The 24,750-nt window shown below is 54.8% G+C and carries 25 protein-coding genes; 9 read left to right on the top strand and 16 right to left on the bottom strand.

Annotated features, from left to right (window positions below; genetic code table 11):
• Nucleotides 1–100: 100 nt before the first annotated feature.
• The 6 genes from L1P08_RS01860 to L1P08_RS01885 are packed head-to-tail and all read right to left on the bottom strand — an operon-like array spanning nt 101 to nt 6,483.
• Entirely contained in the window at nt 101–1,396 is a 1,296-nt protein-coding gene (locus L1P08_RS01860; RefSeq protein ID WP_303618315.1) for a TRAP transporter large permease, read from the bottom strand.
• Complete coding sequence (locus L1P08_RS01865; RefSeq protein ID WP_303618316.1) at nt 1,393–1,941, bottom strand: TRAP transporter small permease; 549 nt, start codon at nt 1,939–1,941, stop codon at nt 1,393–1,395. Before L1P08_RS01865 ends, L1P08_RS01860 begins: the two co-directional genes overlap by 4 nt.
• A 58-nt stretch (nt 1,942–1,999) precedes the next feature.
• The gene (locus L1P08_RS01870; RefSeq protein ID WP_303618317.1) at nt 2,000–3,073 is read right to left on the bottom strand and encodes a TRAP transporter substrate-binding protein; all 1,074 of its coding nucleotides are present in this window, start codon (nt 3,071–3,073) and stop codon (nt 2,000–2,002) included.
• Nucleotides 3,054–3,965 (bottom strand): SDR family NAD(P)-dependent oxidoreductase, encoded by a 912-nt coding sequence (locus L1P08_RS01875; protein ID WP_303618318.1) that lies wholly within the window; start codon nt 3,963–3,965, stop codon nt 3,054–3,056. Before L1P08_RS01875 ends, L1P08_RS01870 begins: the two co-directional genes overlap by 20 nt.
• Nucleotides 3,962–4,780 (bottom strand): enoyl-CoA hydratase-related protein, encoded by an 819-nt coding sequence (locus L1P08_RS01880; protein ID WP_303618319.1) that lies wholly within the window; start codon nt 4,778–4,780, stop codon nt 3,962–3,964. Before L1P08_RS01880 ends, L1P08_RS01875 begins: the two co-directional genes overlap by 4 nt.
• Entirely contained in the window at nt 4,777–6,483 is a 1,707-nt protein-coding gene (locus tag L1P08_RS01885) for an AMP-binding protein (protein ID WP_303618320.1), read from the bottom strand. Before L1P08_RS01885 ends, L1P08_RS01880 begins: the two co-directional genes overlap by 4 nt.
• Nucleotides 6,484–6,660: 177 nt before the next feature.
• Here L1P08_RS01885 and L1P08_RS01890 point away from each other — a divergent pair, with 177 nt between their 5' ends.
• Nucleotides 6,661–7,140, top strand: a complete 480-nt coding sequence (locus L1P08_RS01890) for a MarR family winged helix-turn-helix transcriptional regulator (RefSeq protein ID WP_303618321.1) — start codon at nt 6,661–6,663, stop codon at nt 7,138–7,140.
• Between the two features lie 123 nt (nt 7,141–7,263).
• Here the strand turns inward: L1P08_RS01890 and L1P08_RS01895 are convergent, their stop codons facing one another.
• The 5 genes from L1P08_RS01895 to L1P08_RS01915 form a co-directional block, all read right to left on the bottom strand.
• Nucleotides 7,264–7,788: a VOC family protein gene (locus L1P08_RS01895; protein ID WP_368077120.1), complete on the bottom strand. Its 525-nt coding sequence runs from the start codon at nt 7,786–7,788 to the stop codon at nt 7,264–7,266.
• Nucleotides 7,789–7,890: 102 nt separating this feature from the next.
• Nucleotides 7,891–8,301: a GFA family protein gene (locus tag L1P08_RS01900; RefSeq protein ID WP_303618322.1), complete on the bottom strand. Its 411-nt coding sequence runs from the start codon at nt 8,299–8,301 to the stop codon at nt 7,891–7,893.
• 76 nt (nt 8,302–8,377) lie between these two features.
• On the bottom strand, nt 8,378–9,772 hold the full coding sequence (locus L1P08_RS01905) for an L-fucose/L-arabinose isomerase family protein (RefSeq protein ID WP_303619474.1): 1,395 nt from the start codon (nt 9,770–9,772) through the stop codon (nt 8,378–8,380).
• 251 nt (nt 9,773–10,023) lie between these two features.
• Nucleotides 10,024–10,632 carry a DJ-1/PfpI family protein gene (locus L1P08_RS01910; RefSeq protein WP_303618323.1) on the bottom strand — a complete coding sequence of 203 codons (609 nt, stop codon included), beginning with the start codon at nt 10,630–10,632 and terminating at the stop codon, nt 10,024–10,026.
• Nucleotides 10,629–10,904: a DUF1272 domain-containing protein gene (locus L1P08_RS01915; RefSeq protein ID WP_303618324.1), complete on the bottom strand. Its 276-nt coding sequence runs from the start codon at nt 10,902–10,904 to the stop codon at nt 10,629–10,631. The genes L1P08_RS01910 and L1P08_RS01915 overlap by 4 nt, the downstream gene beginning before the upstream one ends.
• A 64-nt stretch (nt 10,905–10,968) precedes the next feature.
• Here L1P08_RS01915 and L1P08_RS01920 point away from each other — a divergent pair, with 64 nt between their 5' ends.
• Nucleotides 10,969–11,976 (top strand): GlxA family transcriptional regulator, encoded by a 1,008-nt coding sequence (locus tag L1P08_RS01920; RefSeq protein WP_303618325.1) that lies wholly within the window; start codon nt 10,969–10,971, stop codon nt 11,974–11,976.
• Between the two features lie 140 nt (nt 11,977–12,116).
• On the opposite strand, the gene L1P08_RS01925 is transcribed toward L1P08_RS01920, so the two are convergent.
• Complete coding sequence (locus L1P08_RS01925; protein WP_303618326.1) at nt 12,117–13,145, bottom strand: LacI family DNA-binding transcriptional regulator; 1,029 nt, start codon at nt 13,143–13,145, stop codon at nt 12,117–12,119.
• Nucleotides 13,146–13,544: 399 nt separating this feature from the next.
• Between L1P08_RS01925 and L1P08_RS01930 the strand changes: the two genes are divergently transcribed.
• From L1P08_RS01930 to L1P08_RS01960, 7 genes are all read left to right on the top strand, one after another.
• Nucleotides 13,545–14,627: a sugar ABC transporter substrate-binding protein gene (locus L1P08_RS01930; RefSeq protein WP_303618327.1), complete on the top strand. Its 1,083-nt coding sequence runs from the start codon at nt 13,545–13,547 to the stop codon at nt 14,625–14,627.
• An 84-nt stretch (nt 14,628–14,711) separates the two neighbouring features.
• Nucleotides 14,712–15,719 carry an ABC transporter permease gene (locus L1P08_RS01935; protein ID WP_303618328.1) on the top strand — a complete coding sequence of 336 codons (1,008 nt, stop codon included), beginning with the start codon at nt 14,712–14,714 and terminating at the stop codon, nt 15,717–15,719.
• Nucleotides 15,716–17,221, top strand: a complete 1,506-nt coding sequence (locus tag L1P08_RS01940) for a sugar ABC transporter ATP-binding protein (protein ID WP_303618329.1) — start codon at nt 15,716–15,718, stop codon at nt 17,219–17,221. The genes L1P08_RS01935 and L1P08_RS01940 overlap by 4 nt, the downstream gene beginning before the upstream one ends.
• Nucleotides 17,218–18,171 carry an ABC transporter permease gene (locus tag L1P08_RS01945; RefSeq protein ID WP_303618330.1) on the top strand — a complete coding sequence of 318 codons (954 nt, stop codon included), beginning with the start codon at nt 17,218–17,220 and terminating at the stop codon, nt 18,169–18,171. The genes L1P08_RS01940 and L1P08_RS01945 overlap by 4 nt, the downstream gene beginning before the upstream one ends.
• 28 nt (nt 18,172–18,199) lie before the next feature.
• Nucleotides 18,200–18,976, top strand: coding sequence for an SDR family NAD(P)-dependent oxidoreductase (locus L1P08_RS01950; protein WP_303618331.1), 777 nt, complete (start codon nt 18,200–18,202; stop codon nt 18,974–18,976).
• A gap of 113 nt (nt 18,977–19,089) precedes the next feature.
• Nucleotides 19,090–20,139, top strand: a complete 1,050-nt coding sequence (locus tag L1P08_RS01955; RefSeq protein WP_303618332.1) for an NAD(P)-dependent alcohol dehydrogenase — start codon at nt 19,090–19,092, stop codon at nt 20,137–20,139.
• 76 nt (nt 20,140–20,215) lie between these two features.
• The gene (locus tag L1P08_RS01960) at nt 20,216–20,869 is read left to right on the top strand and encodes a nucleoside triphosphate hydrolase (protein WP_303618333.1); all 654 of its coding nucleotides are present in this window, start codon (nt 20,216–20,218) and stop codon (nt 20,867–20,869) included.
• Between the two features lie 402 nt (nt 20,870–21,271).
• Here L1P08_RS01960 and L1P08_RS01965 read toward each other — a convergent pair whose 3' ends face one another.
• The 4 genes from L1P08_RS01965 to L1P08_RS01980 form a co-directional block, all read right to left on the bottom strand.
• Nucleotides 21,272–21,724: a type II 3-dehydroquinate dehydratase gene (locus L1P08_RS01965; protein ID WP_303618334.1), complete on the bottom strand. Its 453-nt coding sequence runs from the start codon at nt 21,722–21,724 to the stop codon at nt 21,272–21,274.
• A 6-nt stretch (nt 21,725–21,730) separates the two neighbouring features.
• Nucleotides 21,731–23,032 (bottom strand): TRAP transporter large permease, encoded by a 1,302-nt coding sequence (locus tag L1P08_RS01970; RefSeq protein WP_303618335.1) that lies wholly within the window; start codon nt 23,030–23,032, stop codon nt 21,731–21,733.
• Nucleotides 23,029–23,541: a TRAP transporter small permease gene (locus tag L1P08_RS01975; RefSeq protein ID WP_303618336.1), complete on the bottom strand. Its 513-nt coding sequence runs from the start codon at nt 23,539–23,541 to the stop codon at nt 23,029–23,031. Before L1P08_RS01975 ends, L1P08_RS01970 begins: the two co-directional genes overlap by 4 nt.
• Before the next feature lie 93 nt (nt 23,542–23,634).
• Nucleotides 23,635–24,621: a sialic acid TRAP transporter substrate-binding protein SiaP gene (locus L1P08_RS01980; RefSeq protein WP_303618337.1), complete on the bottom strand. Its 987-nt coding sequence runs from the start codon at nt 24,619–24,621 to the stop codon at nt 23,635–23,637.
• Nucleotides 24,622–24,750: the final 129 nt, after the last annotated feature.

The following is a 24,750-nucleotide window of genomic DNA, read 5'->3' on the forward strand; positions in this document are numbered from 1 at the left end:
CAATAGGGCGGGACCGCCCGTCTGTTATCGAGCCAGTTTCCCGTATTTGTCCGTGCGGTATGCAAAACCGTGCCCCGAAAATTCCTGCTATTGTTTAAAATCACTGCATGGTTTGAGGCAGATATAGGACGATTGCCGGAAAGGCGATGAGCAGGATCAGGCGCAACACGTCGGTGGCCACGAACGGCAGGACGCCGCGGAAAATCGTGACCAGGTTCACGTGTCGTGCAATTGAGTTGATGACGAACACGTTCATGCCAACAGGGGGGGTGATCATGCCGAGTTCAACCGTCATGACGATGATGATGCCAAACCAGATCGGGTCGAAGCCAAGCATTGTGATCACCGGATAGACAATTGGCACCATCAGGATGATCATCGCCATGGCGTCAAGGAAACATCCCATGATTACAAACAGCACCATTATAAGCGCCAACGTGCCGTAGGCCCCCAGGCCAAGATCCACCATGAAAAAGGTGAGTTTCTGGGGTGTCTGGGTAATGGCCAGGAAATAGCCGAACAAGATTGCGCCGATAAGAATGGTGTAGACGGCGACCGACGTCCGCAACGCTTCGACGAGGCAATCGAGTAAAGAGCTTAAATTCAACCGGCGCCGTACCAGCCCAATCAAGGCTGTCATCACAGCACCCACGGCCGCGGCTTCAGTGGCGGTTGCCAAACCCAAATAGATTGAAACGATAACTGCCAGGAACAGGATGGACACCGCCCAGACGTCGCGCAAGGCGCTGATCGCTTTGGCCAGACTGAAGGGCTCTCCCGCGGGTAGATGCCGCCCATACCAGAACCGGACCGTTGCCAGGTACATCACTACTGCCAGAAGACCGGGGAGAACGCCGGCGATAAACAAGGTGCCAATGTCTTGTTCGGTTATGTATCCATAGACCGCCAGAACCACTGACGGCGGGATGAGGATGCCCAGTGTGCCGCCTGCAGCGATAACGCCGGTGGCAATATCGTCACCATAGCCGGCGCGCTTCATTTCTGGATAGGCAATATTTGTCATGGTCGCTGCAGTTGCGACTGATGAGCCGCAGATGGCGGCAAATCCGGCACAGGCCCCGACCGTTGCCATGCCCAGACCGCCGCGCATGGAGCCCATCGTCGCATTCGCGGCGCGGAACATTTCGCGGCTCATGCCTGAGCGCGTAGCGAGGACACCCATCAGGATGAAGAACGGGATGAGGGTAAGGTTGAAATCCGTGAGGGTGCGCAGGGGCGATGTTGCCAGAAGGTTAAACGCAGGCGCCCAGCCGACGATCATGCCAAAGCCACCAACACCGACGACACCCATCGCTATGCCGATGGGCACGCGCACCAGCATAAGTGCAAACAGTATGACAAACCCACCGATCGCAACAAAATCGTTCGCGCTCATTCTTTGTTTCCTTGGACTTCGTGCGATTCCAGGCCTTCAGCATGAACGACAACACGCCACAAGCGGATGACGGTGGTAACCAGTGCCATGATCAGTCCAAGAACGATGGCAGCGAGAAAAGGCCAGTGCGGGATGCGCAAGTCCATGGTTAGTTCGCCGCCATAAAGTTGCGACAATGCACGGCCTCCAACTTTCCAGGCCAGCGCGGCGGTGAAAATGAGAAGGACGAGCCAGGCGAAGGCGTTTGTCCATCTTTGCAATTGCCGTGGCAGGGCCTCGGTCAAAAGGTCCACCTTAATATGGCTGCCGCGAAATCCAATTGAGGCAAAGCCCCAGATGACGGCGACCGCAAGGGTCAGCCGAGAAATATCAAAGGCGTCCGGGACGGGGCGCGCGAGCAAATATCGGCCAATGGCTGAAAAAAATATCAACAATGTTACAAGTCCCAGCATGATCGCAGCGACGCGCTCTACGAGCAGAATGATCCGTTCGGTGGGCCGTTCTTTTGGGTTTGGCGAAGGGATAACCATCAGCGCGCACTCCAATTGGGTGGGGGGAAGAGGCATGACGGTGCATGCCTCTTCCCAAGCTCGTCAAACGCAATCAGTATTTGGCGTCGTTTGCTTCCAGGGCAGCGCGATAGCCGCTCAGTACGGCTTCAGGATCAACGCCCGCTGCTGCGGCATCCTTTTTCCAGGCTTCTAGAACCGGCTTGGCAGATTCGACCCAAAGGGCGGTTTCTTCTTCTGTTGGCGTGTAGACTTCATGCTCAGGACTGTCGATCATTTCTTGACGAACGCCGTTGTCATATTCAGCCCAGCCCTCGGAGAAGGTTTTAGACCATTCTGGTGTGCAATGGGCATCGATCACCTTTTTCTGGTCGGCAGAAAGGCTGTCATAGCTGTCCTTGTGGAGCAAAAGCACCTGCGCTGAAAGGTAGAGCGGCAGGTCGTTGTGAAACGTGGTGACTTCGGCCAGATTGAATATTTTCATGGCTTCGTAGGGAATGGTCACGGCATCAGCAATGCCACGCGCAATGGCTTCACGCGCTTCTGGCGAGGGCACCTGCACCGACGATCCGCCAAGTGAAGCAACATACCGTGCCATTGTTGCGTGGGCTGGGCGGACATTCTTGCCTTTCACGTCAGCTGGCACCTTGATCGGCACATTGGCATGGAACCTGCCGGGTTCATGGGGATTGACCAGACAAAAATGGACGTCGCCCATTTCCTTGTCTGCGTATTTCCCCTGATACCATTCGTGAATAGCTTTCGCGCCCCTTGTTCCTGAGTTGGCCTCAAACGGCACGCCGGTAAGCTCGAAGATCGGGAAACGGCCGGCATTGTAGCCAGGGTTCACATAGCCGACGTCGGCAATGCCGTCGCGGGTCAGGTCGTAGTGATCCGGCGCCGAGCCAAGCTGCTGAGCCGGGAAAATCTCGAACTTGATTGTACCGTTCGAGGCTTTGGTGATTGATTCAGTCCACGGGGCGATGCCGGTGAGCGACACCGCGTGCTGCGGGGGCAGCCAGTGGGCCAGCCGGAAAGTGACTTCTTGCGCCTGTGCAGAAAATCCGGTCGCCATTAATGCGCAGGATATCAAAAGTAGCTTCTTCATATTCGTTTCCTCCCATTTACGCTCTCCTCGTCGAGAGCAATCAGTTAAAGTCGATTCCAATGCTCTGCCGGGCGTCAGCGAGTGGCCCCTCCAGCGCCTGAGTAAGTGCGTTAAGGCTCCATCCTCCCTGATGGAGCTCAAATGCCGCTTCTGCCGGATGGCTCCATATCGAAAGCCGATCCCCGCCGATGCCAATACATTGTCCGGTCAATGCCGATGACCGTTCAGAGGCGAGATAAACGAAGAGCGGGGCCACATCATCAGGATCGCCGAGGCCAAAATCTTGCCGGATGTTGTTGGGCAACGGTTCGCCGCGGGCGACAATATCGGCAAGATGTGCGAAGGCAGGTATGGTGTTGGTCATGGCGGTCATTGCACTTGGAACAATGGCATTTACAGTGACATTGGCTTTGGCCAGTTCAAGTGCCCAAGTGCGCGCAAGAGCTGCGATACCTGCCTTGGCTGCGGCATACGATGTTTGACCCAGATTGCCGCGCTGGCCGGCAATTGAGGAGACAAGGATAAGCCGTCCGCCTTCTCCAGATTGCCTGAAATGACGCGCAGCTGCGCGGCCGCAGGCAAAGGTGCCACGCAAATGGGTGTGGATGACTGCGTCGAAATCTTCGTCGGACAGGTTCCACACCATCCGGTCGCGCAGAATACCTGCATTGCAGGCCATCACATCCAGTCTGCCGAATTTGTTCAAAGCGGCTGCAATGCATTTGTCGGCAGCTTCGGCTGTGCCAATCGCGGCCACACACGGGGTTGCACGGCCGCCGCTTGCCCGAATTTCGTCAACGACGGTTTCTGCCGCATCGGGATCCCTGTCGTTGACCACGATCGCACCGCCGGCCCGCGCCATGGCATGGGCTGCCGCGCGGCCGATGCCGCGTCCCGCCCCAGTGATCACGATGACACGATCCTTGAGCTCAATTTGTTCATTGCCTGTCATCGACCAATGAACCTCGCGTCACGTTTTTCCATAAAGGCCCGAGGGCCTTCACGCGCGTCTTGAGAATTGAGCACGACCTCTTTTGCCTCATCCTCAAACGCAAACCCCTCTTTGAGATTGCTGCCTGAGGCACGCCTGACGGTTCTCTTGATTTGCTGAACTGCGATCGGGCCGTTGGCGGCAATTTTTTCTGCGATCCCGAGAGCTGTGGGCAGCACGAGGTCGGCAGCAACCACATGATTGACCAAGCCGGCTGAAAGCGCTCGCGTGGCGTCGATCTGTTCGCCGGTCAACAGGAGTTCCATGGCGATGGCATGGGGCATCTGGCGTGGCAGGCGCACCAATGATCCTGCAAAAGGAATGAGTCCTCGTTTCACCTCAGGCAGGCCGAACACAGCGGTGTCGGAAGCAACACGGATGTCCGTGGCGAGCATAGTCTCCATGCCGCCGGCGAGGCAGGGACCATTAATGGCGCCGACAATCGGTTTATCGATCTCGACATTCCGTAGGGCGGAGCGGTCCATGATCCCCTGATCGCTGACCACGCGACGATCCCATTCGTCTTGCGGCTGCCGGGCGCCCGTCAGGAGAGGCAATGTCAAAGCCAGGTCACCGCCTGAGCAGAACGCCTTGTCTCCCTGGCCTGTCAGAACCAGCACGCGCAGATCATTGTCCTTTTGGAAGGCGTCAAATGCATCCGCAAGGCGGCATGCCATTTCGGGACTGATAGCGTTACGGGACTGTGGCCGGTTCAGGGTCAGCAAGAGGACGTGGCCTCGGCGTTCCTCCAACAGATGCGGGGCTTCGGTCGTCATTGTACACTTCCTTCCGCGATCATCTTGGTGGCCAGATCGCGCAATTCTATTTTGCGTATCTTGCCATTCGCGGTTTGTGGCATGTCGTTTACACGCGCGATATAACGGGGGAGCTTGTGACGCGCCATGTTCTGACGACACCATTGGCGCAAGGCGTCTGCGTCTATTTCGCTTCCGTTGCGCGTTACGATGAAGGCGAATATTTCCTCACCGAATTCAGCATTCGGCACACCCACAATCTGGGCCTGCGAGATCATTTCATGGCGGAGAAGGTGATCTTCGATCTCTGCGGGATAGATGTTTTCGCCGCCTCGGATCAGCATGTCCTTTATGCGCCCGACAATGCGAAGATATCCATTGGCATCCAGAACTGCGAGATCGCCGCTGTGCAACCAACCGTCGCTGTCGATTGCTTCGGCGGTGCGTTCCGGCATGTCAAAATAGCCTGCGGTGACAAGAAAACCGCGAATGTGCAACTCGCCTGTCTGTCCGGTCGGAGTGGTTTGTCCCGTCTCGGTATCAACGATGCGAATTTCAACGTGAGGTAACGGCAGGCCGGCGTTGTGTACTCTCTCCGCGAGCGGGGCAGTGGGTATGGTCTGCGTTATGATCGGGCTGCATTCCGTCATACCCATGATAATCGTTGGTTTCGCGCCGATACGGTCATGCAATTCCAGCATAAGGGAGGGGGGAATGGAGGTGCCGCCGGTGTAAGCGATGCGCCACGAGGACAAATTGCGCTCACCAGAGATGAGCTTTTCATCCTGCAAAAGACGCACATACATCGTGGGGACAGCGTTAGTGATCGTGCCGTGGTATTTTTCGATCAGGCTCAGCATTCTGTCGGCGTCGAAATTTTCCATAGCCACCAGACACCCGCCTGCCGCTGCCATGCCCATTACGTTGCACACACAGCCAGCGGTGTGAAAAAACGGCATGGCAGATACCATGATGTCATGCTGGGTGTAGCCCGCGCGTCTGGCAGCCAGCATGGCGTTGTTGACGGTGCCGTAGTGGGTCAGCATTGCGCCTTTGGGGCTGCCGGTTGTGCCGCTCGTATATTGAAGCTGGGAAATGTCGTTTGGCTTTACCGCGGCGCACCGCTCGGCAAATTCTGTGTCGCCAATCTCTGTTGACCGGTCCAGAAACTGTGTAAATGGCTGTGATCCATTGATGGGATTGTCGCCGAGGCCGATGACGTTACGCAGGTGGGGAAACGGATCGTGGGTCTTGCGTTGCCCTGCTTCGCAGCTGGCCAAGTCGGGAACGAGTTCGGCCACTATCCCTGCGAATGAGAACCCCCGATACATGTCGGCACAGATGAGGGTTGAGATGCGTCCCTGATTGAGAAGGTACCTCAGTTCAGCACTACGAAATGCAGGATTGACGGTAACGAGCACGGCGCCGATACGCGCGAGAGCGTATTCGAGCAGAACCCATTCCGGCCGGTTGGGTGACATGAGCGCGACGCGGTCACCGGCAGCAGTGCCAATGGCAATCAGAGCGCGCGCAACGCGATCAACTTCCGCGTCGAGTTCGGCATATGTCCAGCTGACGGCCATGGTGGGCTCGTCAAAGATTATTGCTGGACGCCCGCCAAACGACTGCGCTTGCGAACGCAGCAATCCGCCCAAGGTTATGTCCTGAAGACTTTCGCCCTCATCTTCAGGTTGCCAATGCGATAATCCCGGCAACATGGCCATGCACCAGCTCCTCCCAAAGCCGTTGGTATTCGTTCAACGTTTCGGTCCTATGATAAAGCTGTTCAGGATCCGGTGAACGTATTATGTTCGGTATTAAACTGTTCGGTATAGAACAATAATGAATTGGCTGATAACGTCAAGCGGCTAATTTTGGAAGAGATGTAAAGGCGGGGCGAGTTGAAAAGTAAGTTCACGAGCGCGGTGGAAGACACTGGTCTGGGGGCGGGGGTCGCCGGTGAAATGATCGGCTATAAATTGCGCATGGCTCAAATTCTTGCGTTTCGCGCGTTTGAAGAGAAGCTGAGCAAATATGGCAAAGCGCCGCGTTATCTGGGCCTACTGTCGGTAATACGTGAACACCCCGGCCAGCCGCAGAGCAGGCTGGCTGAAGCGGTAGCCTTGCGGCGTTCAAGCCTCGTCAATATTCTTGATCAATTGGAAAGTGACGGATTGCTGGTTCGCAAACCTTCTCCAGATGACCGCCGCTCCAATGGTGTTTGGCTAACCGAGAAGGGTGAAAAGGTCACAAGTTCTTTGTTTGAAGAAGCAAAGCTGGAGGAAGCACGGCTGGTTCAGGGTATGTCAGCGGAACAAATGGACTGCCTCAAATCAGGTCTGTCTCAGATAATTTCCAATCTGAACCGGCTGACCTCATAATCGGCTATTTTCGATCATGGCGACAACAAATGCGAGAAACTGACGCCGTTGCACATACTGCCGCCGGTGACGGTTCTATATCGGAAGATGATATTGCACTCGCAGTGACTCAAGTTGGCGATTTCAACTGTTTTTCGCGTCCCGCCTGATCTCCAGGGACACGTTCAACTTGTTTCCATCCAGATCGCGAACATAGGCGCCGTAGTAGTCGGGATGGTAATGGCGTGATCCAGGGGCGCCTTCATCTGTTCCGCCGCAACTAATAGCGGTGCTATGGAATGCATCCACGCTGTCTGAACTTGGTGCGTAGAACATGACCTGGGTTCCGTTGCCGGAGGTGGCAGGTTGTCCGTTGAATGGCTTGACCAAAAACAACGTGATACGACCATCTGCGGCGGCGTAACCTCGCTCCGCCGGTTCGCTCAGAACACATGTCATTCCGATGGTTGATAAAACCTCGTCATAAAACGCGCCAGCGGCATTCATATCGTTCGTGCCGATGCATACGCCAGACAGCATAGTGTTGTACTCCAGAAATGATATCCATTTACGTGGACCCTGTGCAGGGGTGCGATGATCCGGGCCGGATAAGCCGATGCTTTCCTCGCAGGTCTCTGTAAACGAGGAAACACGAAAAAATGCGGCCAACACCGAACTTCGGGGCAGGGGGCTGGTCGTTCTCGCCCGTGACGCCTCTGAACGTCCATGATGGCTGGATCCAATTTCCGTAGCGGCCGTTATGCCAGACGATCAGGCGGTATGATCCTTGTAGGGGAGGTTGTCGGCCAAATGAACCCAGGACAGCATTTCGTCAGCGTGGAAATGTATGGTTGGGACGACCTTTTCAGGCTCACTCAATAAAGCCGCATAGAAGTGCATTTCGGTTGGGAAACGATCCGATTTGAAATACATGGGAGAGCCGCAGGTGCCACAAAATCCCCGTGTGTTTCCGGCGCTGCTTTCATAACTTAGGGCTTTTTCTCCAATGAAACGCCAATTGCCATTTTCGTGGCTAATCCAGGTCGTAAACGGTGACGCTGTCGCTCTGCGGCAGCTTTCGCAATGACAATGCCCCACCCAGTTATGCGGCCCAACCAGCTCGAAAGAACACGCACCGCAAAGGCAATGCCCGTTTAGTTTCTGGGCGCCATCAATGCTCATATGTCGTTTACTCCAGCTCTATCAACAGTTTGATGAAACACACGGGCATTGTCACAGCAGGGGGCAGTCGGCCATTTTAGGCGTGTACATGCATATCCCAGCCCAGATAACGGCTTGCATCAACTATCGCATCGCCAGCCGAAGAGAAATTTGCTGCAACATGATGTTCAAAGCCATTTTCGCAAATATGGTGCAACAGCCTTTGCATGTTTGGAATTTCAACGACACCGGCACCTCCAAAGGTTTCCAGCGGATCATCGGTGAACTTGCCTTCGCCGACATAGCCACGAATGCGCCCCGTCGCATCATCAGTACTGATGCGAATATAGGTCATTTCGCCGGCCTTTATTGAGCCGTCTATGGTTCCGTAGGTATTTTCCTTGCCGACGGTGCCAGCGATGATTTCCTGAAAATCCATCCTGTAGTCTTTGAAAAACTCTTTCGGCAAATTGCTGCAATGGAAACACACGGCTTTGTTGGCGGCGCCCCCGTAGTTGTTGTTCCAGTCCAGAAGTGCGCTGGGTGTTCCAGATGCCAGGGCCAGCATGTGCATGCCGATCAATCCGCACACATCAACTTCGCAGGCGCTCGACATCAGTTTGGAGCTCATCATGCTCATCATTGTACAGGGCACGACGCCAAAATTTTCTTCAATCGAGGTCCAGCACTGGACGGCGCTGATGGTTACGTCGGCTTCTCGCATCCATTCTTCTGTTACCGCTGCGAGTTTTGCCTGTTTGAGGATGGCGGGGTGCGGCACACCCTCGACAGAAATGTAGCCTTTTATCGCCTCGATTTTTTCGACGACCATGGGGGCATTATCGTCAAGCCGTGACACGCGCCCCAGTATTTCGGAGAGATCCAGCGTGATGACGGAAATCCCGGCTGCTTCGAGTAATTTCTCGCTGTAGCGGACGGTATTGAAAGCCTGCGGCCGAGCGCCGATCGCACCGATACGCAGACCGCGCAAACCACCAGTGACGCGGCAAGTTGCAGAAAATGTCTCAAGGTCAGCCTGGAACTCATCACTCAATGGATCGACACAATGTGATTTCGTCAAAGAGTATTGAATGCCATATTGCCTCAGGTTGTTACACGCAGACATTTTTCCGCAGAAACTGTCGCGACGCCACTGGATTGACATCTTTTCTGGATCGTCAGGCGTGGCCTGGATCAGCACAGGAACTTTTAAACCCGTGAGGCGCAGGGCGTCGGCAATCGCCCGCTCTTCTCCGAAATTTGGCAGCGTGACAATAATTCCGTCAATCTCGTCGCCATGCTTTTTGAACAGTGCCGCACATGCCTTTGCATCCGAAAAGGACTGTACGGCCCCGTGTTCGGTCTCGTCAGGGCCGAGGACAATAGATTTGTGACCAGCTTTCTCAATTGCGTCGATCATATGCTGGCGGCCAGTTGCTGCAAGGTGGGCGGGGAAAAAGCCACGACTTCCAACGATTATCCCAAATAGCATCGATTTCACTTTTTGTGTCCTTCGTGGCTTTCACGGGCAAAAGATTCAAATTGCATGTTTGCAGGCGACCAGCATGCGCTTGATGATTACGTCTCGAAACCTCGGCGATCATGTATATAGGCCGCCGGAACGTTCCCCTCAGGGACCTTTATAGCAGTTGTTTGCGTATTTGAGGTACGTACCTCAAATTTCTGCAGCCTGTCAACTCGAACGGAGATCATTACCGTGGGTGACCCGGGTACCACGCATTCTCAAAGCGTACCGTGGTCGACAGCAAAGGGGTCCCATGATGCATCTTCGTGCCAGGTGTATTCAGCGTTTTTTGCCACCCACAAAGCTGTCTCTCGATCCAGATGGTGTGCAATGACTGCCAAGCACATATCCATGCCAGCCGAGATGCCGGATGACGTGAAAAACTTGCCATCCTCGACCCATCTCGCGCGGCCGACCCAGTCGACCTTTTTGCCGAACGAGGTCGCCCATTCAAAGTCCATCTTGTTTGTTGTCGCTCTGCGCCCATCAAGCAAGCCGATGCTGGCAAGCAATGCACTGCCGGTGCAAACACTCATCACGGTACGCGCTGACAATGAGGATGTAATCAGCCAATCGTTAATGGCTTCACTCTGATTTTCGACCGGCGTACCAGGCCCCCCGGGAACGAGCACGATGTCGTAGTCGCTCCTCTCGCTCAATGCGCGGTCGACCGCAATTGATTGACCACTTCGGCACCTGACGAGCCCCGGGTTTTCCGAGACCGTTGTTATCTCGAACTCCGATGGCAGCCACCCGAGTAGCTCTAGCGGCCCAAATAGATCAAGCGTTTGAACGTTGGGAAAAATGAGTGCGGCAACGGATATCATGCGCGAGACTCCCCGGCCTGCTTGAGAAGGTGTGCGCATTCGGGATGCGCTTTCACGAACCGTTCTGTCGATGCCGGGTTTTTCACCAGATAGGCTGCTGGCCGGATTGGGCGACGAAGAAGTTCGCCACCGCAGTTCGGACATATGCCGCCGAAAACATCATCCGCACAATCTTTGCAAAACGTGCATTCGTATGAGCAGCTCTGCGCCTCCATGCTTTCGGGCGGCAGATCTTTGTCACAGCATTCGCAATTCGGCTTTAGCATCAACATGATGGTCTCCTGTCCGCTTTGGTTTGCCTAGACTATCAAGTCGCGATCTGGCATAAATGACAACATGACCTCAATTACTGCCAAAAATCGTTCTGATGAATTACCAAAACTTGTCCTGTTTTTTGTCTATTCCGGGATCAAGCTGCTGGACCTGACGGGGCCCCTTCAGGTCTTTTTTGATGCTTTTGATGAGGGCGCTGGGGCACAAGCTTACGAAGCCGTGGTGGTGTCGCTTAAAGGCGGTGATGTGACGAGCGATACGGGGCTGCCAATTGCTACAGTTCCGTATTCAGACTGGCTTGGGCATCGTGAGTATACACTGATAGTGGTGGGGGGAGACGGCTCACGTATCGCTTCGCGTAACCCTGAATTGGTCGCCTCAATCAAGCGGTTAGAACGCCATGCGGCGCGCGTCGCGTCGGTTTGTACAGGGGCGTTTATTCTGGCGGCCTGCAGAATACTGGACGGGCGTCGGGTGGCAACGCACTGGCAAAATTGTGATGAATTGGCATCCGGCTATCCAGCCATAAAGGTTGAATCTGACCCAATCTATATAAGGGATGGCAATGTCTGGACTTCTGCCGGCGTAACGGCGGGAATTGATATGGCTCTCGCTATGGTGGATGAAGACCTTGGGAGACGCGCGGCTCTTTCGCTTGCCCGGTCGCTGGTTACCTATGTCGTTCGTCCGGGTGGGCAATCGCAGTTCAGTGTTGCGTTGGGCCGTCAGGTGTCAGGCCGGTCTGATCGCTTTGAAAAACTGCATGCTTTCATCATCAGCAATCTCGACAAAGATCTGCGCATCGAAGAGCTTGCCGCACGAGCCAATATGAGCCCCCGAAACTTTGCACGGATTTATGCCGCCGAGACCGGCAAAACACCTGGCAAGGCCGTTGAAGCCATCCGGACCGAGGTTGCGCAACAATTGTTGGAAGAAACGCGCTATTCGATCGCCCGGGTTGCTGAACTTTGTGGCTTTGGGGATGTTGAGCGAATGCGGCGGGCCTTTGTCAAAATTCTGAAAATATCTCCCCAGGATTATCGTCAACGCTTTGGCGTTCTGGACAATTGACGGCTGCTCTTGATTTTGAGGCGTGAAGCTTGCGCGTCCGCCGATCCAGACCTGGCGGAAGGATCAAGGCCAAGCTTTGCGGTGTTAGCATGTCCTGTCTTCTTCGCCGCGCAAGCCAAGAGAGCAGGTTGCAGCAAACTTTATATAGTTCTCGCAGGCAGCAGGACACCGGTCTTAGAAGAGCTGCGCACCACCATGTGACACTCGACCATGTACTGGCCATCTTCTTCTTCGAGGGTATCCGCGTAAATCTTCTCCAAGATGGAGATGGCGCGATTAATCATCGCATTTTCATCCTGCTGTATGGTCGACAGGTCATAGGGTGCCCATGACGCCTGAGGAATGTCATCACAGCCTACAACGCGCAATGTGTCGGGATGCTTGATGCCGGACGTGCGCCATAAGGTATCTATCACGCCCATTGCGATCAGATCGTCGGCGCAGAAAATGGCGTCGGGCTGCTGTGACATCGCGAATAGCTTTGCTGCCTGACGCGCGCCACCGGCAAACGTGAATTCGTCGTTGAGAATGACCGGTGTGATGCCATGCTTTTGCGCTTCTTTGGTGAAGCCATGACAACGGTCGATATTTGCAGGGTTGTTATCCGGTCCGCCGATAAAGGCGAGCCGCTGGCCGCCTTCCTCGATAAGGTGACGGGCGGCAAGCTGGCCTGCGAGCATATTGTCACTGCTAATCGAATAAAGGCCTTTCTTTTGCAACCGGGTGTTGAAGGAGATGAGAGGAATACCGAGTTTCGTGAATTGTTCGAGTGCGGTGTCGGTAAGAACCGAAAGCGCAGAGACAATCGCGTCCACGCGATAGCCAGAGAGACGCGGCGCAACAGCATCAAGTGAATCATCACTCTCGACATGAAAAACCATGACCTGGCAGCCCATATCCTGCAGTCGCTTGATGAATTCTTCGAGTACACGGGAATAAAAAGGATTGTGCAAACCACCGGTTACGAAGGCCACGATCTTCGATTGGTCGGTAAGCATGATGCGAGGCAGTAAATTCGGACGGTAGGCGAGCTTCTCGGCTGCAGCGAGCACGCGTGCTTTAACCTCAGGGGAAACCTTGGTGTCGCCACCGAAACAGCGCGACACCGTGGATTGGGATACCCCAGCCAAGTTAGCAACATCAGTGGATGATGCGTATCGTTTTGTCACTGATTGCTCTCCGTTTGTGCGAATTCAAAAATCATTTTTTACAGCTGGTTTTGCACAGCAGCAAAAGGCGTCATCTCCAACGCTCCACTTTGCAGTAGTTTTGCCTATCGGATGTTCGTCTTATCGCGCGGCTCATTGACCAAAGCCAATGCTGAATCACGCTTTCACGCCTTTGTAGCTACCTGTTTCAAGGCATGCTTTTTATAGCTTATGGGATGCTTGTCTCTTGAAACCTTCAGATGACTGAGCGTGGCTGATCCATACATTCCTGCCTCCTGAATTGCACTCGCCCATCCTTGATATGCGAAAATTATAGTTTCCAGATTGACGTCTATAACACGATGTGCATAGTTATTCATAGGCTATGAATAGCAAGTCAAAGCCATTTGGGAGGAAAAAATGACTAAATCTCTACAGTTCAAGCCGACACGTCGGGCGTTTCTGGGAAGTGTTGCCTCGTTGACCGCTCTATCAACGCTTCCGTTTTCCCGTAGCGCCTTTGCGCAAGGGGAGAAGCCGTTGCTGGTGAACTCCATCCGCTCGTTGTCCAATCCCTATCACGCCGCATGGAATGCGGGCGGCAAGGCCTTCGCGGATTCGGTTGGTCTTGAATATGTCACCCTTGTCACAGAGGGCGATAGCGAAAAGGGTGTTGCGGACATTCGTGGTATTCTTGCCCGCACCGGAGGAAATGCGGTTGTAAATGTTGACCCGAACGATGCTGCTGATGCGCGTCCGATCGCGGAGGCCTGCGTTGAGGCCGGCGCTCATGTGTTTACCCAGTGGAACAAGCCGGAAGATCTGCATCCTTGGGAGCTGGGGCCGAACTATGTTGCCCATATGAGCTATGACGGCACCGAATACGGTCGTCAGACTGCTGCCGAGGTCATTCGCGTCATGGGAGGAAAGGGTGGATTGCTGGCACTTGGTGGCACGCTGTCCAACACCGTGGCGATTCAGCGGCGTGCAGGTCTTGAGCAGGCACTTGAAGCTGCGCCGGATGTAGAACTACTCGACTTCCAGGTTGCCGACTGGCAGGCGGCAAAAGCCTATGACATCGTCAATACATGGCTGACCCGTTTTTCCGGCCAGTTTCAGGGGATCTGGTGTGCGAATGACGACATGGCTATCGGTGCTCTTGAAGCGCTGCGTGTGAATGGCATGGGCGGTCAAATCGCTATCTCGGGTATCGATGGTATCGAAACTGCCGTGCAGGGTGTGGTTGATGGTGAGCTTGCTGCGACCGTTTCCTGGGATCCGTTCTGGCAGGGGTCCTATGGTCTGGCTGTGCCACTTCTGGCACGTACAGGTGAACTCGACGTTGCAAGTCTTGGCAAGGACAAGCGTGAATTCTACGTCAAGGGCAGGCTGATCGATTCCGGCAATGCCGAAGAGTTCTTCCAGAACAATTTCGGGTCGGAGCCTGCGCTGGCGGTCGACGACATCTGGGCCCGCTATGATAGCGGTATTCCGCAATCTTAAGCCTTGAGTGTGCCGCGCCCGCGTAATCGGGTGCGGCCTCTACCATTCGTTCTATTCAGCCTCAAGGTTTGGGAGTCTGCCGTCATGGCCACCGAAACCGCCGGATATTCGCCGCTTTCACAGCGCTTGCCCGCCTGGATGCGGTCCAAGTCCTCGATTGCGCGTCTCGCGCCGACGATTATTGCATTGATTGTCGCTGTCATTGCCGTGTCGATTTACAATCCTAACTTTTTGAGCGGTGCCAATTTGAGCCGGTTAGCTGCATCATCGGCTATTCCGTTGTTGTTGGCCGTGGGGGTGACTTTCGTCATTCTCATGGGAAGCATTGATCTGTCGATAGAGGGCGTTCTGGCCCTTTCTGCAACGACAACAGTCATGGTGCTTCAACTTGACCCGGGCCCGGTGGGCAGCGTTATCGCGCTTGTGGTGGCGGTGCTCACAGGTGTTGCGACCGGCGCTGTTTCCGGCCTGCTGCATACGATTCTGAAGATTCCGTCCTTCATGGTGACGCTGGGCATGTGGTTCGTTTCCGCCGGCCTGGCTACTCTTTTACTTAGTGGCGGCACGATTGCAGTGCGCAGTGCTGATCTGCGTATTCTCGTCATGCAGCGTTTTCTCGGTTTGCCGCTCTCCGTTTGGCTGACCATTGGGGTGGTTGTGCTGGCGATCGTGTTCCAGGCGCGTACTCGTTTTGGGCGTCATGTGATGGCGATTGGTGGTGAGGAATCGATTGCGCGGCTCGCCGGCCTGCCGATCATGCGTACGCGCGCTATGGTGTTTGCCATAGCTGGTGGCTTTTACGGCCTTGCCGCCGCGCTGGCTGTGGCACAGCTTGGGCAGGGTAATGCCGATATTGGCGAAGGACGCTTGTTCATCGCCATTACTGCGGTGGTTCTTGGTGGCACGGCGCTAAGTGGCGGCATCGGCGGCGTGGTCAACGCGATTGTTGGTGTGCTGCTGGTGGTCGTTTTGACCAATGGGATGATCCTGATGGGTGTGCCGCCTTACCTTCAGCAGGCTGTCCTGGGTGTGCTGATCATCATCGCGGTTGCCTCTTCAACTGCAGGCAAGCGCGAGGGGATCTGCAAATGACCATTCGGCTTGAAAATATCACTAAGCTTTATGGCTCGGTCAAAGCCATCGGCCAGGCCGACGTTGAGATACACCCGTGCGAGGTTGTTGGTCTGGTTGGTGAGAACGGTGCCGGCAAATCGACGCTGATGCGTATACTCGCTGGCGGAACGCGTCCCACATCCGGATCCTATACGATTGACGGGCAACAGGTGCAGTTCAACGGACCGCTGGATGCCAATGACGCCGGTATCGCCATGGTCTATCAGGAACAGTCATTGATCCTGACAATGTCCATTGCCGAGAACATGTATCTTGGCCAGGAAGGGCGTTTCCTCAAATATGGGCTCGTCGATCATGTTGCCATGCGCAAGGCCGCGCGACGCAATCTGGAAAAGGTGGGGGTCGATGTCGATCCCGCGATTATCGCCGGCAAGCTGAGCTTTGCCCAGCGCCAAATGGTTGAACTTGCCAAGGCGCTGACGCTGGAAGAGCGTACTTCCAAGCGGTTGGTCATTCTGCTCGACGAGCCGACCTCGGTGCTCGAGCAGGCCGAAATTGACGTGCTGTTTGCGCGCATCCGCGAACTGAAAAGCCGGGCGAGCTTTATTTTTGTGTCGCACAGGCTTGATGAAGTGCTTGCGATTTCGGATCGCATCTACGTGATGAAGGATGCTGAGGTCGTGGCCGAAATGCCGGTTGCCGACGCGCATGAAACCAAGCTGCACGAAATTATGGTGGGGCGCACGCTCGAGCACAATTTCTATCTTGAGGACAAGCAGGTGCCCCCGCAAGACAATGTGGCGCTGGAACTGCGTGACTTTTGTCGCGGCAATGAATTCAAGAACGTCAATCTCAAGCTTTATGAGGGCGAAGTGCTGGGCATTGCCGGCGTGATTGGCTCTGGCCGTGAAGCGCTGGTGCGTGCCGTGTTTGGCATGGAGCCTGCCGAGCGCGGCGGAATTTACGTTCATGGCAAAAAAGTTGATGTGCCGGACCCGTCAACGGCGGTGAAGAACGGTATCGGCTTTGTACCCTCCGAGCGTGGTACGGAAGGTATGGTTCCCATGCTTTCGATCTCGGAGAACATCTCGCTTGCCAATCTTGACAGCGTGACCGGCGCCTTCGGCTTGAGCAAGGCCAAGGAAACTGCGCTCGCCAGGCACTGGATCGACCGGTTGCGGGTGAAGGCACCCGGTCCGGAGGTTGCAATCCGTTCGCTTTCAGGCGGTAACCAGCAAAAGGTTGTGATCGCCAAGTGGCTCAATGCGCAGTCAAAAATTCTGATTCTGGATCATCCGACGCGCGGCGTCGATGTGGGGGCCAAGCACGAAGTTTTCAGTCTTATCCGGGAACTGTGTTCGGCCGGTTATGCCATCTTGCTGCTGGCCGACACCATTGCCGAGACGATTGGCCTGTCGCACCGGGTGCTCGTTATGCGCGACGGTGAATTGCAGGCTGAAATCGATGCTTCTGCTGGTAACAAGCCATCCCAAACACGTATTGTGGAGCACATGGTATGAGCGGTTTTAAGTCTTCCCGTCAGCTTGTGCGTGAGGCAGCGCCAATGCTGTTTCTGATCATTCTTTCGGTTCTTATTGTTCTGGCGTCGCCGGGATTTTTCAGCGGCAGTACCATTTTGGTGGTGCTGGCCGACGCGGTGGTTCTCTTCACGCTCGCTGCAGGATTGTCCTTTGTGATCCTTCTGGGCTCGATTGACCTTTCCGTGCCAGCGGTTGCTTCGCTCGGCGGCGTCATCGTTGCGATGACCATTCCAACGCTCGGCTTTGCGGCCTATCCGGCGGCGATCGCAGCGGGGGCACTTGCGGGGTTGATGTCAGGCATGGTGCATGTGCACTTGCGTGTGCCTTCGTTCATTGCAACACTTGCAACGGGCGGGGTGGTGACCGGGCTGGCGCTGTTCCTTTCTGGCTCGCAGACGGTGACCATTGAGGCGGCCCATCGCAGCGTCCTGACGCCGGTCATCAGTTCGACCTGGGGTATTCCCAACATCATCATCGTTGGCACCGTGATCTGTCTGCTTGGCATTTATATCCAGCGGTACACCAAATTCGGTCGTGCCATTCGTGCTATTGGCGCCGGCGAGAGTGCGGTGCGGGCGTCAGGCATCCATGTGGAGAACAGCAAGTTGCTTGCTTTTGTCATTGCGGCTGCGTTTGCGGCGGCGGGCGGCGCTTTACTGGCTGCACGCATGACGAGTGGAAATCCTGCGGGGGCCGAGCAATTGCTGCTGCCGGCGATAGCCGCGGTACTTGTGGGCGGTACGGCGATCACCGGGGGGACGGGCGGTGTGGCCCACACAGTGATTGGTACACTCATCGTCATCGTTATGCGTATCGGTATGACGTTTATGGGCGTTGACGCCTTCGCGCAGCAAATCCTTTTCGGCAGTGTTCTGATCTGCGCCATCGCGTTGACGCTGAACCGGGACCTGCTTCAGGTCGTGAAATAAGAAAATTAGAACTCCCAGGAGAAAGAAAATGGATCTCAATCTCAACGGCAAAGTGGCCGTGATCACCGGCGCATCGGCGGGCATCGGACTTGCCGTGGCGGAGGGCCTTGCTGCCGAGGGCGTACGCGTTTTGATCAATGGCCGTCGTGCGGACAAGGTCAACGAGGCATGCGCGCGTATCGGCGAACTGGCAGTGCCTGCAGTCGGCGACGTTTCGACGCTTGAAGGCGTTGCAGCAGTCATTGCGGCTGCAGAGAAGGCGGGTGGGGCGGATATCCTCATCAATAATGCGGGTACCGGGTCCAACGAAACCATTATGGACGCGTCTGATGAGAAGTGGCAGGCCTATTGGGATCTGCATGTGATGGCGGCGATCCGCCTGTCGCGCGGGCTTGTGCCACAAATGGAAAAGAAGGGTGCGGGCATTGTACTCAATACCGGCTCGATTTGTGCGGTGCAGCCACTTTGGTACGAACCGATCTACAATGTGACCAAGGCGGCGTTGATGATGTTCTCACGTAATCTGGCGACTGAGGTTGTCGGCAAGAATATTCGTGTCAATTGCGTCAACCCCGGCCTTGTGCAGACCCCGGACTGGGAGAAGACAGCGCGCGAACTCACCGCTGATAAGGGCGGTGACTGGCAGGCTTATCTACAGGAAGTCGCAGAAGAGCACGCACCAATCAACCGCTTCTGCTCACCTCAGGAGCTGGCCGATTTCTATGTGTTCCTCTGCTCTGACCGTGCCAGCTATTCGGTAGGCTCGACCTATTATGTGGATGGTGGCATGAAGATGACCGTATAACGATTGGGATGCGGGGCCGCTTCTTTTGGCTCCGTTATCTATTCTGCGACGGTGCTGATGTGGCGCTGCAGATATGACCAGACCAATTATCCAGCCTTATTGGGGAGGAATTCATGCGTGCTCTCGTTCTGGAAAAGAAAGATGTCTTGTCTATAAGGGACATCGATCTGCCGACCGTTACAGGACCCGACGATATCAAGATTGCCATTCACACGGTTGGTGTGTGCGGGAGCGACGTGCATTATTACACGCATGGCGGTATTGGCGACTATATCGTGCGCGAGCCGATGGTTCTTGGCCATGAAGGGTCGGGGACCGTGGTGGAGGTCGGTGCCAATGTTACCGGTTTCAAGCCGGGCGACCGTGTTTGCATGGAGCCAGGCGTACCTGATCTTTCGTCCCGCGCCTCAAAGCTCGGTCTTTATAATGTCGACCCGGCTGTGACCTTCTGGGCGACGCCGCCTGTACATGGCATTCTGGCGCCTTATGCACTGCACCCGGCCGCCTTTACCTACAAGCTGCCTGACAATGTGAGCTTTGAAGAAGGTGCGCTTGTCGAGCCTTTTGCCATTGGCATGCAGGCCGCAGCGAAGGCCTCGATTACCCCGGGCGATGTTGCTGTTGTCATCGGCGCGGGTACGATTGGGATCATGGTTGCGCTTGCGGCACTTGCAGGCGGGTGCTCGAAGGTAATCATTTCGGACGTTAGCGAGCACAAGCTCAATATTGCGGCCAGCTATAACGGTGTCGAACCGGTCAATGTTGCCAAAGCGAGCCTGGAAGCGGCGGTCAACGCGCAGACCGATAATTGGGGTGCCGATATTGTGTTTGAAGCCTCGGGTAACCCGAAGGTCTATGACGACATGATTAAGGCCGTGCGTCCGGGTGGAACGCTGGTTCTGGTTGGCCTGCCACCTGATCGTGTGCCGTTCAATGTCAACAATGCTATTGCCAAGGAAATCCGTATTGAGACGGTATTCCGCTATGCCAATGTGTTCGACCGTGCTTTGGCGCTGATTGCGTCGGGCAAGGTTGATCTTAAACCGCTGATTTCGGAGACCTATGTGTTTGAAGACGCCATTGCTGCGTTTGATCGGGCTGCAGAAGGCCGGCCTACCGATGTCAAGATTCAGATTAAGGTGGCAGGCGAGGTGAAGGAATAATAATCCAGATCCCTTGTGATTGTCGCGATGGCCTGTGCCCTGCGCCCCCATTCAAGTTCTTGTAAGAGGTACTGGCGTGACCGTTATAGTCACCGATATAAACGACTTGCTGGTGCGTATCGCGAGCCTCGACACCAGCACGCGCAAGCTTGTTGGTATTGCCGGCGCGCCGGGCAGTGGTAAATCCACCCTGGCCGAGCGTCTCAATGCGCATCTTGATGCCCGGGCCCCGGGGAGAGCTGCCGTGGTGCCCATGGATGGGTATCACCTCGACGACGCTGTGTTGTCTGCACGTGGTGTGCTGCAGCGAAAGGGCGCTCCCTATACATTTGATGTCGGCGGATTCGCTGTCATGCTCAAGCGTTTGAAGGTCAATTTGGAGCCGGAAATCGCTGTGCCGGTTTTCGATCGCAAGCTCGAAATCTCGCGTGCCGGCGGGCGCGTGATTTCAAAAGACATTCCGCTTCTCCTGGTCGAGGGCAATTACCTGCTGCTGAATGAACCCGGTTGGCGCGACTTGCGTCCACTGTTCGACCTGACCGTCAATCTCGATGTGCCGATTGAAGAACTGGAGCGCCGTTTGATAGGTCGCTGGCTTGATCACGGCTGTAACGCCGAGACCGCACGCGCCAAGGCGCTTGAAAATGATGTGCCCAATGCGCGTACGATTTCCGAGAATAACCTTGCGGCCGATCTTAGCTATCGTGCGCAAGGTTCCACTTTTTTATAATTTAAGACAGAATATCATTTTTACTAATCCGCAAACACAAAGTTCTCCGCTACACCTATTTCTCCGGCCAGCTTCCAGAGTTTCAGTACACGGCTTCCATGCAAATGCCGTGGTGATGGATTGTATGATCGAGCAAATTTAAGGCAATCTTTGCAAAACTGACTAGATCTGCATGCTTCCCGCTTTTTTCTTCGGCGTCGTACAAAACGATCTCATTGCAAGCTGTAGTTAAAACAGTTTGACCGATAGGCCTCACCTAATCGGTTCGCAAAGAGTAGGAAGCGATCATTGTACAGGAATGCTGCGCGGATTCATTTCTTTGGGCGTCACTTCACACACCCGGTAAATGGCGACTTCTCAACATTGAACTTTGTCCAATTTGATTTAAGGCATCACTAACAGTCACGCTTGCCGCAGATTTTGATTTATCATCCCAGCAAGACTTTTCACGGCTATAGGATAGCCATGTGGACCCAGTCCGGCGATGACACCGGTCGCAATGCGCGACACAAGTGAGTGATGATAAATTTCTTCGCGCTTATGAATATTAGAAATATGAAGCTCCATAATCGGGCCGGAAAACATCTTTAGAGCGTCAAGGATGGCGATGGACGTAAAGGTGAAAGCCGCTGGATTGATGATGATTCCAGCAGCCGGGCGCTCAATCGCCTCGTGCACCCATTCAATGATCTCATATTCGCGATTGGACTGACGAAATTCCAGCGGTGTCGACCCTGCTGCCTGTCGACACCAAGCTTCCACCTCGATCAGGGTCGTGTGACCGTAAATTTCAGGTTCGCGCTTTCCCAGCCGGTTCAGATTGGGGCCGTTTAAAACATAAATTGGATCGGTCATTTCATATCAACCTTGATAGCCGAAGAAACGTGGGAGGAAGAGAACGAGGTCAGGACGGAAGGTGATGATGGCCAGGCACACTAACATTGCGATGAGAAACGGTGTGATTTCCCGTACCAGCGAGCGCAGCGAGACCTGTCCAATATTTGTCATGATGAATAATAGCAGCCCGTAAGGCGGGGTTATCAAGCCGATCATGATGTTGACGACGCAAATTATCCCGAAATGAACAAGGTCGATGCCCAGCACCTGTGCGGTTGGGATCAGCACAGGCAGTACGATCAGAATGATTGTCGTGCCCTCAAGTAAGCAGCCGAGAACCAGCAGCAGAATATTGACGATGATCAAGAACATGATCGGCGAAAGCTCAAACCCTTGCAGGAAGGCACTTAGCGTTCGCGGGATGTTTTCAACGGTGATCACGTAATTGAAGACCAGTGCGCCGGCGATGAGCATGCCTATGGAGGCCGTTGTGCGTGCGCTGGATAGCAGGGTTTGATAGGTGCCGCGGAGAGTAACCGTGCGATAGACGATAGCCGATATCAGGAACGCATAAGCGGCAGCGATTGCCGCAGCCTCTGTTGGGGTGGTAACGCCGGAATAAATACCCCCCAACAGGATGACCGGCATCATCAAGGCGGGCAGGGCGCGGAGAGTAATGCCGGGCAGCGCGCGCGCTGGTACGGGCTTCTCGACGGGGAAGTTGCGGCGCTTAGCGGTCATCACCACGAGCGCCATTTGCATCAGGCCCATGAGCAGACCCGGCACCATGCCAGCAAGGAACAAGTAGCCAATGGAGGCACCTGAAACCAGGGCGTATAGCACTATCGGGATCGAGGGTGGAATAATCGGGCCAATGACCGCGGTCGCGGCCGTCAACGCAGCCGCAAAGCTGGCCGGATAGCGGTCGCCATCAGTCATCATTTTCTGCATCATTTTGCCCACGCCGGCCGCATCGGCAATCGCAGAGCCCGACATGCCGGCAAAAATGATGGATTGCACCACATTGACGAGCGCCAGCCCGCCACGAAATCGCCCAACAAGGGCGTTGCAAAACATCAGCAGGCGCTCAGTCATGGAGCCAGAGTTCATGATCTCGGCGGACAGGATGAATAGGGGGACAGCCAGCAAGATGTAGCTGGTATACATGCCGTTGAGCAGTTGTTCGGCGGCAGTGCCCATATCGAGGCCTGCCGCAAAAAGATAGACAATTGATCCGGCAATCATGGCATGCCCGATAGGCAACCCCAAAAGTGCCAGCCCGATGATGCAGATAAGGCAAATCGTAAAAGGGTCAGTTAGGCTCATGATTTCGTACCCACATCGTCAGAAGCGAGTATCTCTACCGCCCGGCCTGTCACAGCACCCCAGAGCAGCCAGCCATAACGGAAAATCACGGCCACCGCGAAAAGGATATAGATGGAAAAAAGCAGGTCGAACCGTATTTTCAGATAGGCCGTCGCCTGCACCTTCATGAACAGCACGTAGTCCAAGACCGCGGGAAAGGAAAACAGGTAGATGACCAGTAACGCAATTGCGAAAACCACGGTCATTCCGCGTCTTGCTCCAGGGGGGACGGCGCCGTAGACCAGATCGAAACGGATTTCTTCATCCTCGCGCACAACGAACGCAGCGCCCCACAATACGATCCAGAGCCACATAACAACTGTCAGTTCTGACGTCCAGCCGATGGGGAAATTGAGGAAATAGCGGAAGACGACTTGCGCGATAAACGCCAAAAACATGATGCCCAGCATAAGCGCCAGAACGTTTTCGGCACGCTTTTTCAGGAACGCCCCAACGTGTGAGAGTCGCATATATTCACCTCCAAACTGGATTAGGCGCCCAACCTGTCGCCCAAGTGCGCAGCGACCCGCCCTTGTCGGGCGGGCCATAGAGCTTTTGCCAGACTAGAGAGCGTTGATGCGGTCAAGCATGCCTGCCGGCCAATCTTTTGCAAGATCGGATTCCAGATACATTTTCTGTGCGTTCGAACGGAAGGCTGCCACGTCGGGCGTATAGACCTCAAGGCCCTCATTCTTCATGAACGCGGCAAGCTCATTTTCACGCTTGATGTGTTCTGCGGTGCTGTATTCGATAGCAGAATCCGCTGCTGCCTGAACTTTTGTCTGCTGCTCCGCAGAGAGATTGTTCCACGCGTCCAGGGAAATGGTCAAAAGGTCATAGCCAACAACGTGTGAGGTCAGCACGATCTGCTTCATCACTTCATAGAACTTCATGTTCTGCACGTTGGGCAAGGGGTTGTCCTGGCCGTCAATGGCACCAGTCTGAAGGCCAGTATAGACCTCGGCATAGGCCATCGGGACCGGGTTTGCGCCTAAGGCGGTACCAAGGAACTGCCAGGAATCACCCCCAGGCATTCTTAGCTTGATACCCGCCATGTCGGCTGGCGTATTGATCTTTTTGTCGACACGGAGTCCCACTTGGCGTGTGCCGAAATAGGTGGGGCCGAGAATCTTTGTGCCCAGTTGATCTTCGACCATTTTCGACATCTCCTTGCCGGCGTCGCTGGCAAAGAATGCCCGAAGGTGGTCAGCATCGCGGAAAAGGTAAGCGGATGTAAGAACGGACCATGCTGGAATTTGATTGGAAATGTCCTGCGGTGCGATATTGCCCATCTCGAGGTTACCACGCTGCAAGGCAACAAGTTCTGTGCCCTGCTTGAGCAGAGTACCACCGTAATAACCCTGATAATCAAATTCTTCGCCGATTTCTTCAGCGAACTTTTTCATCATGTCAGCGCGGATATCCTGCTCGGAGAACACGGCAGAAAACCGGAGCTGGACCTTGTCTTGTGCAATCACCGATGTGGCGGCGCAAGCGAGCGCTATCGTGGCGCCTGCGGCAATCAGTGTTCGTCTATTCAAACGGATCATATCAACCCTCCCTGGTCAATTGTATGTAAAACGGACACCTGTTCAGGAGCCCATCCTTAGGCACCATTGGCATTAGAGAGATCCAAAATCAATAGATATTATGAAAATCATATGAGATTTTATGTTTTA

The organism is Mariluticola halotolerans, assembly GCF_021611515.1.
Taxonomy (GTDB): Bacteria; Pseudomonadota; Alphaproteobacteria; order Rhizobiales; family Devosiaceae; genus Mariluticola; species Mariluticola halotolerans.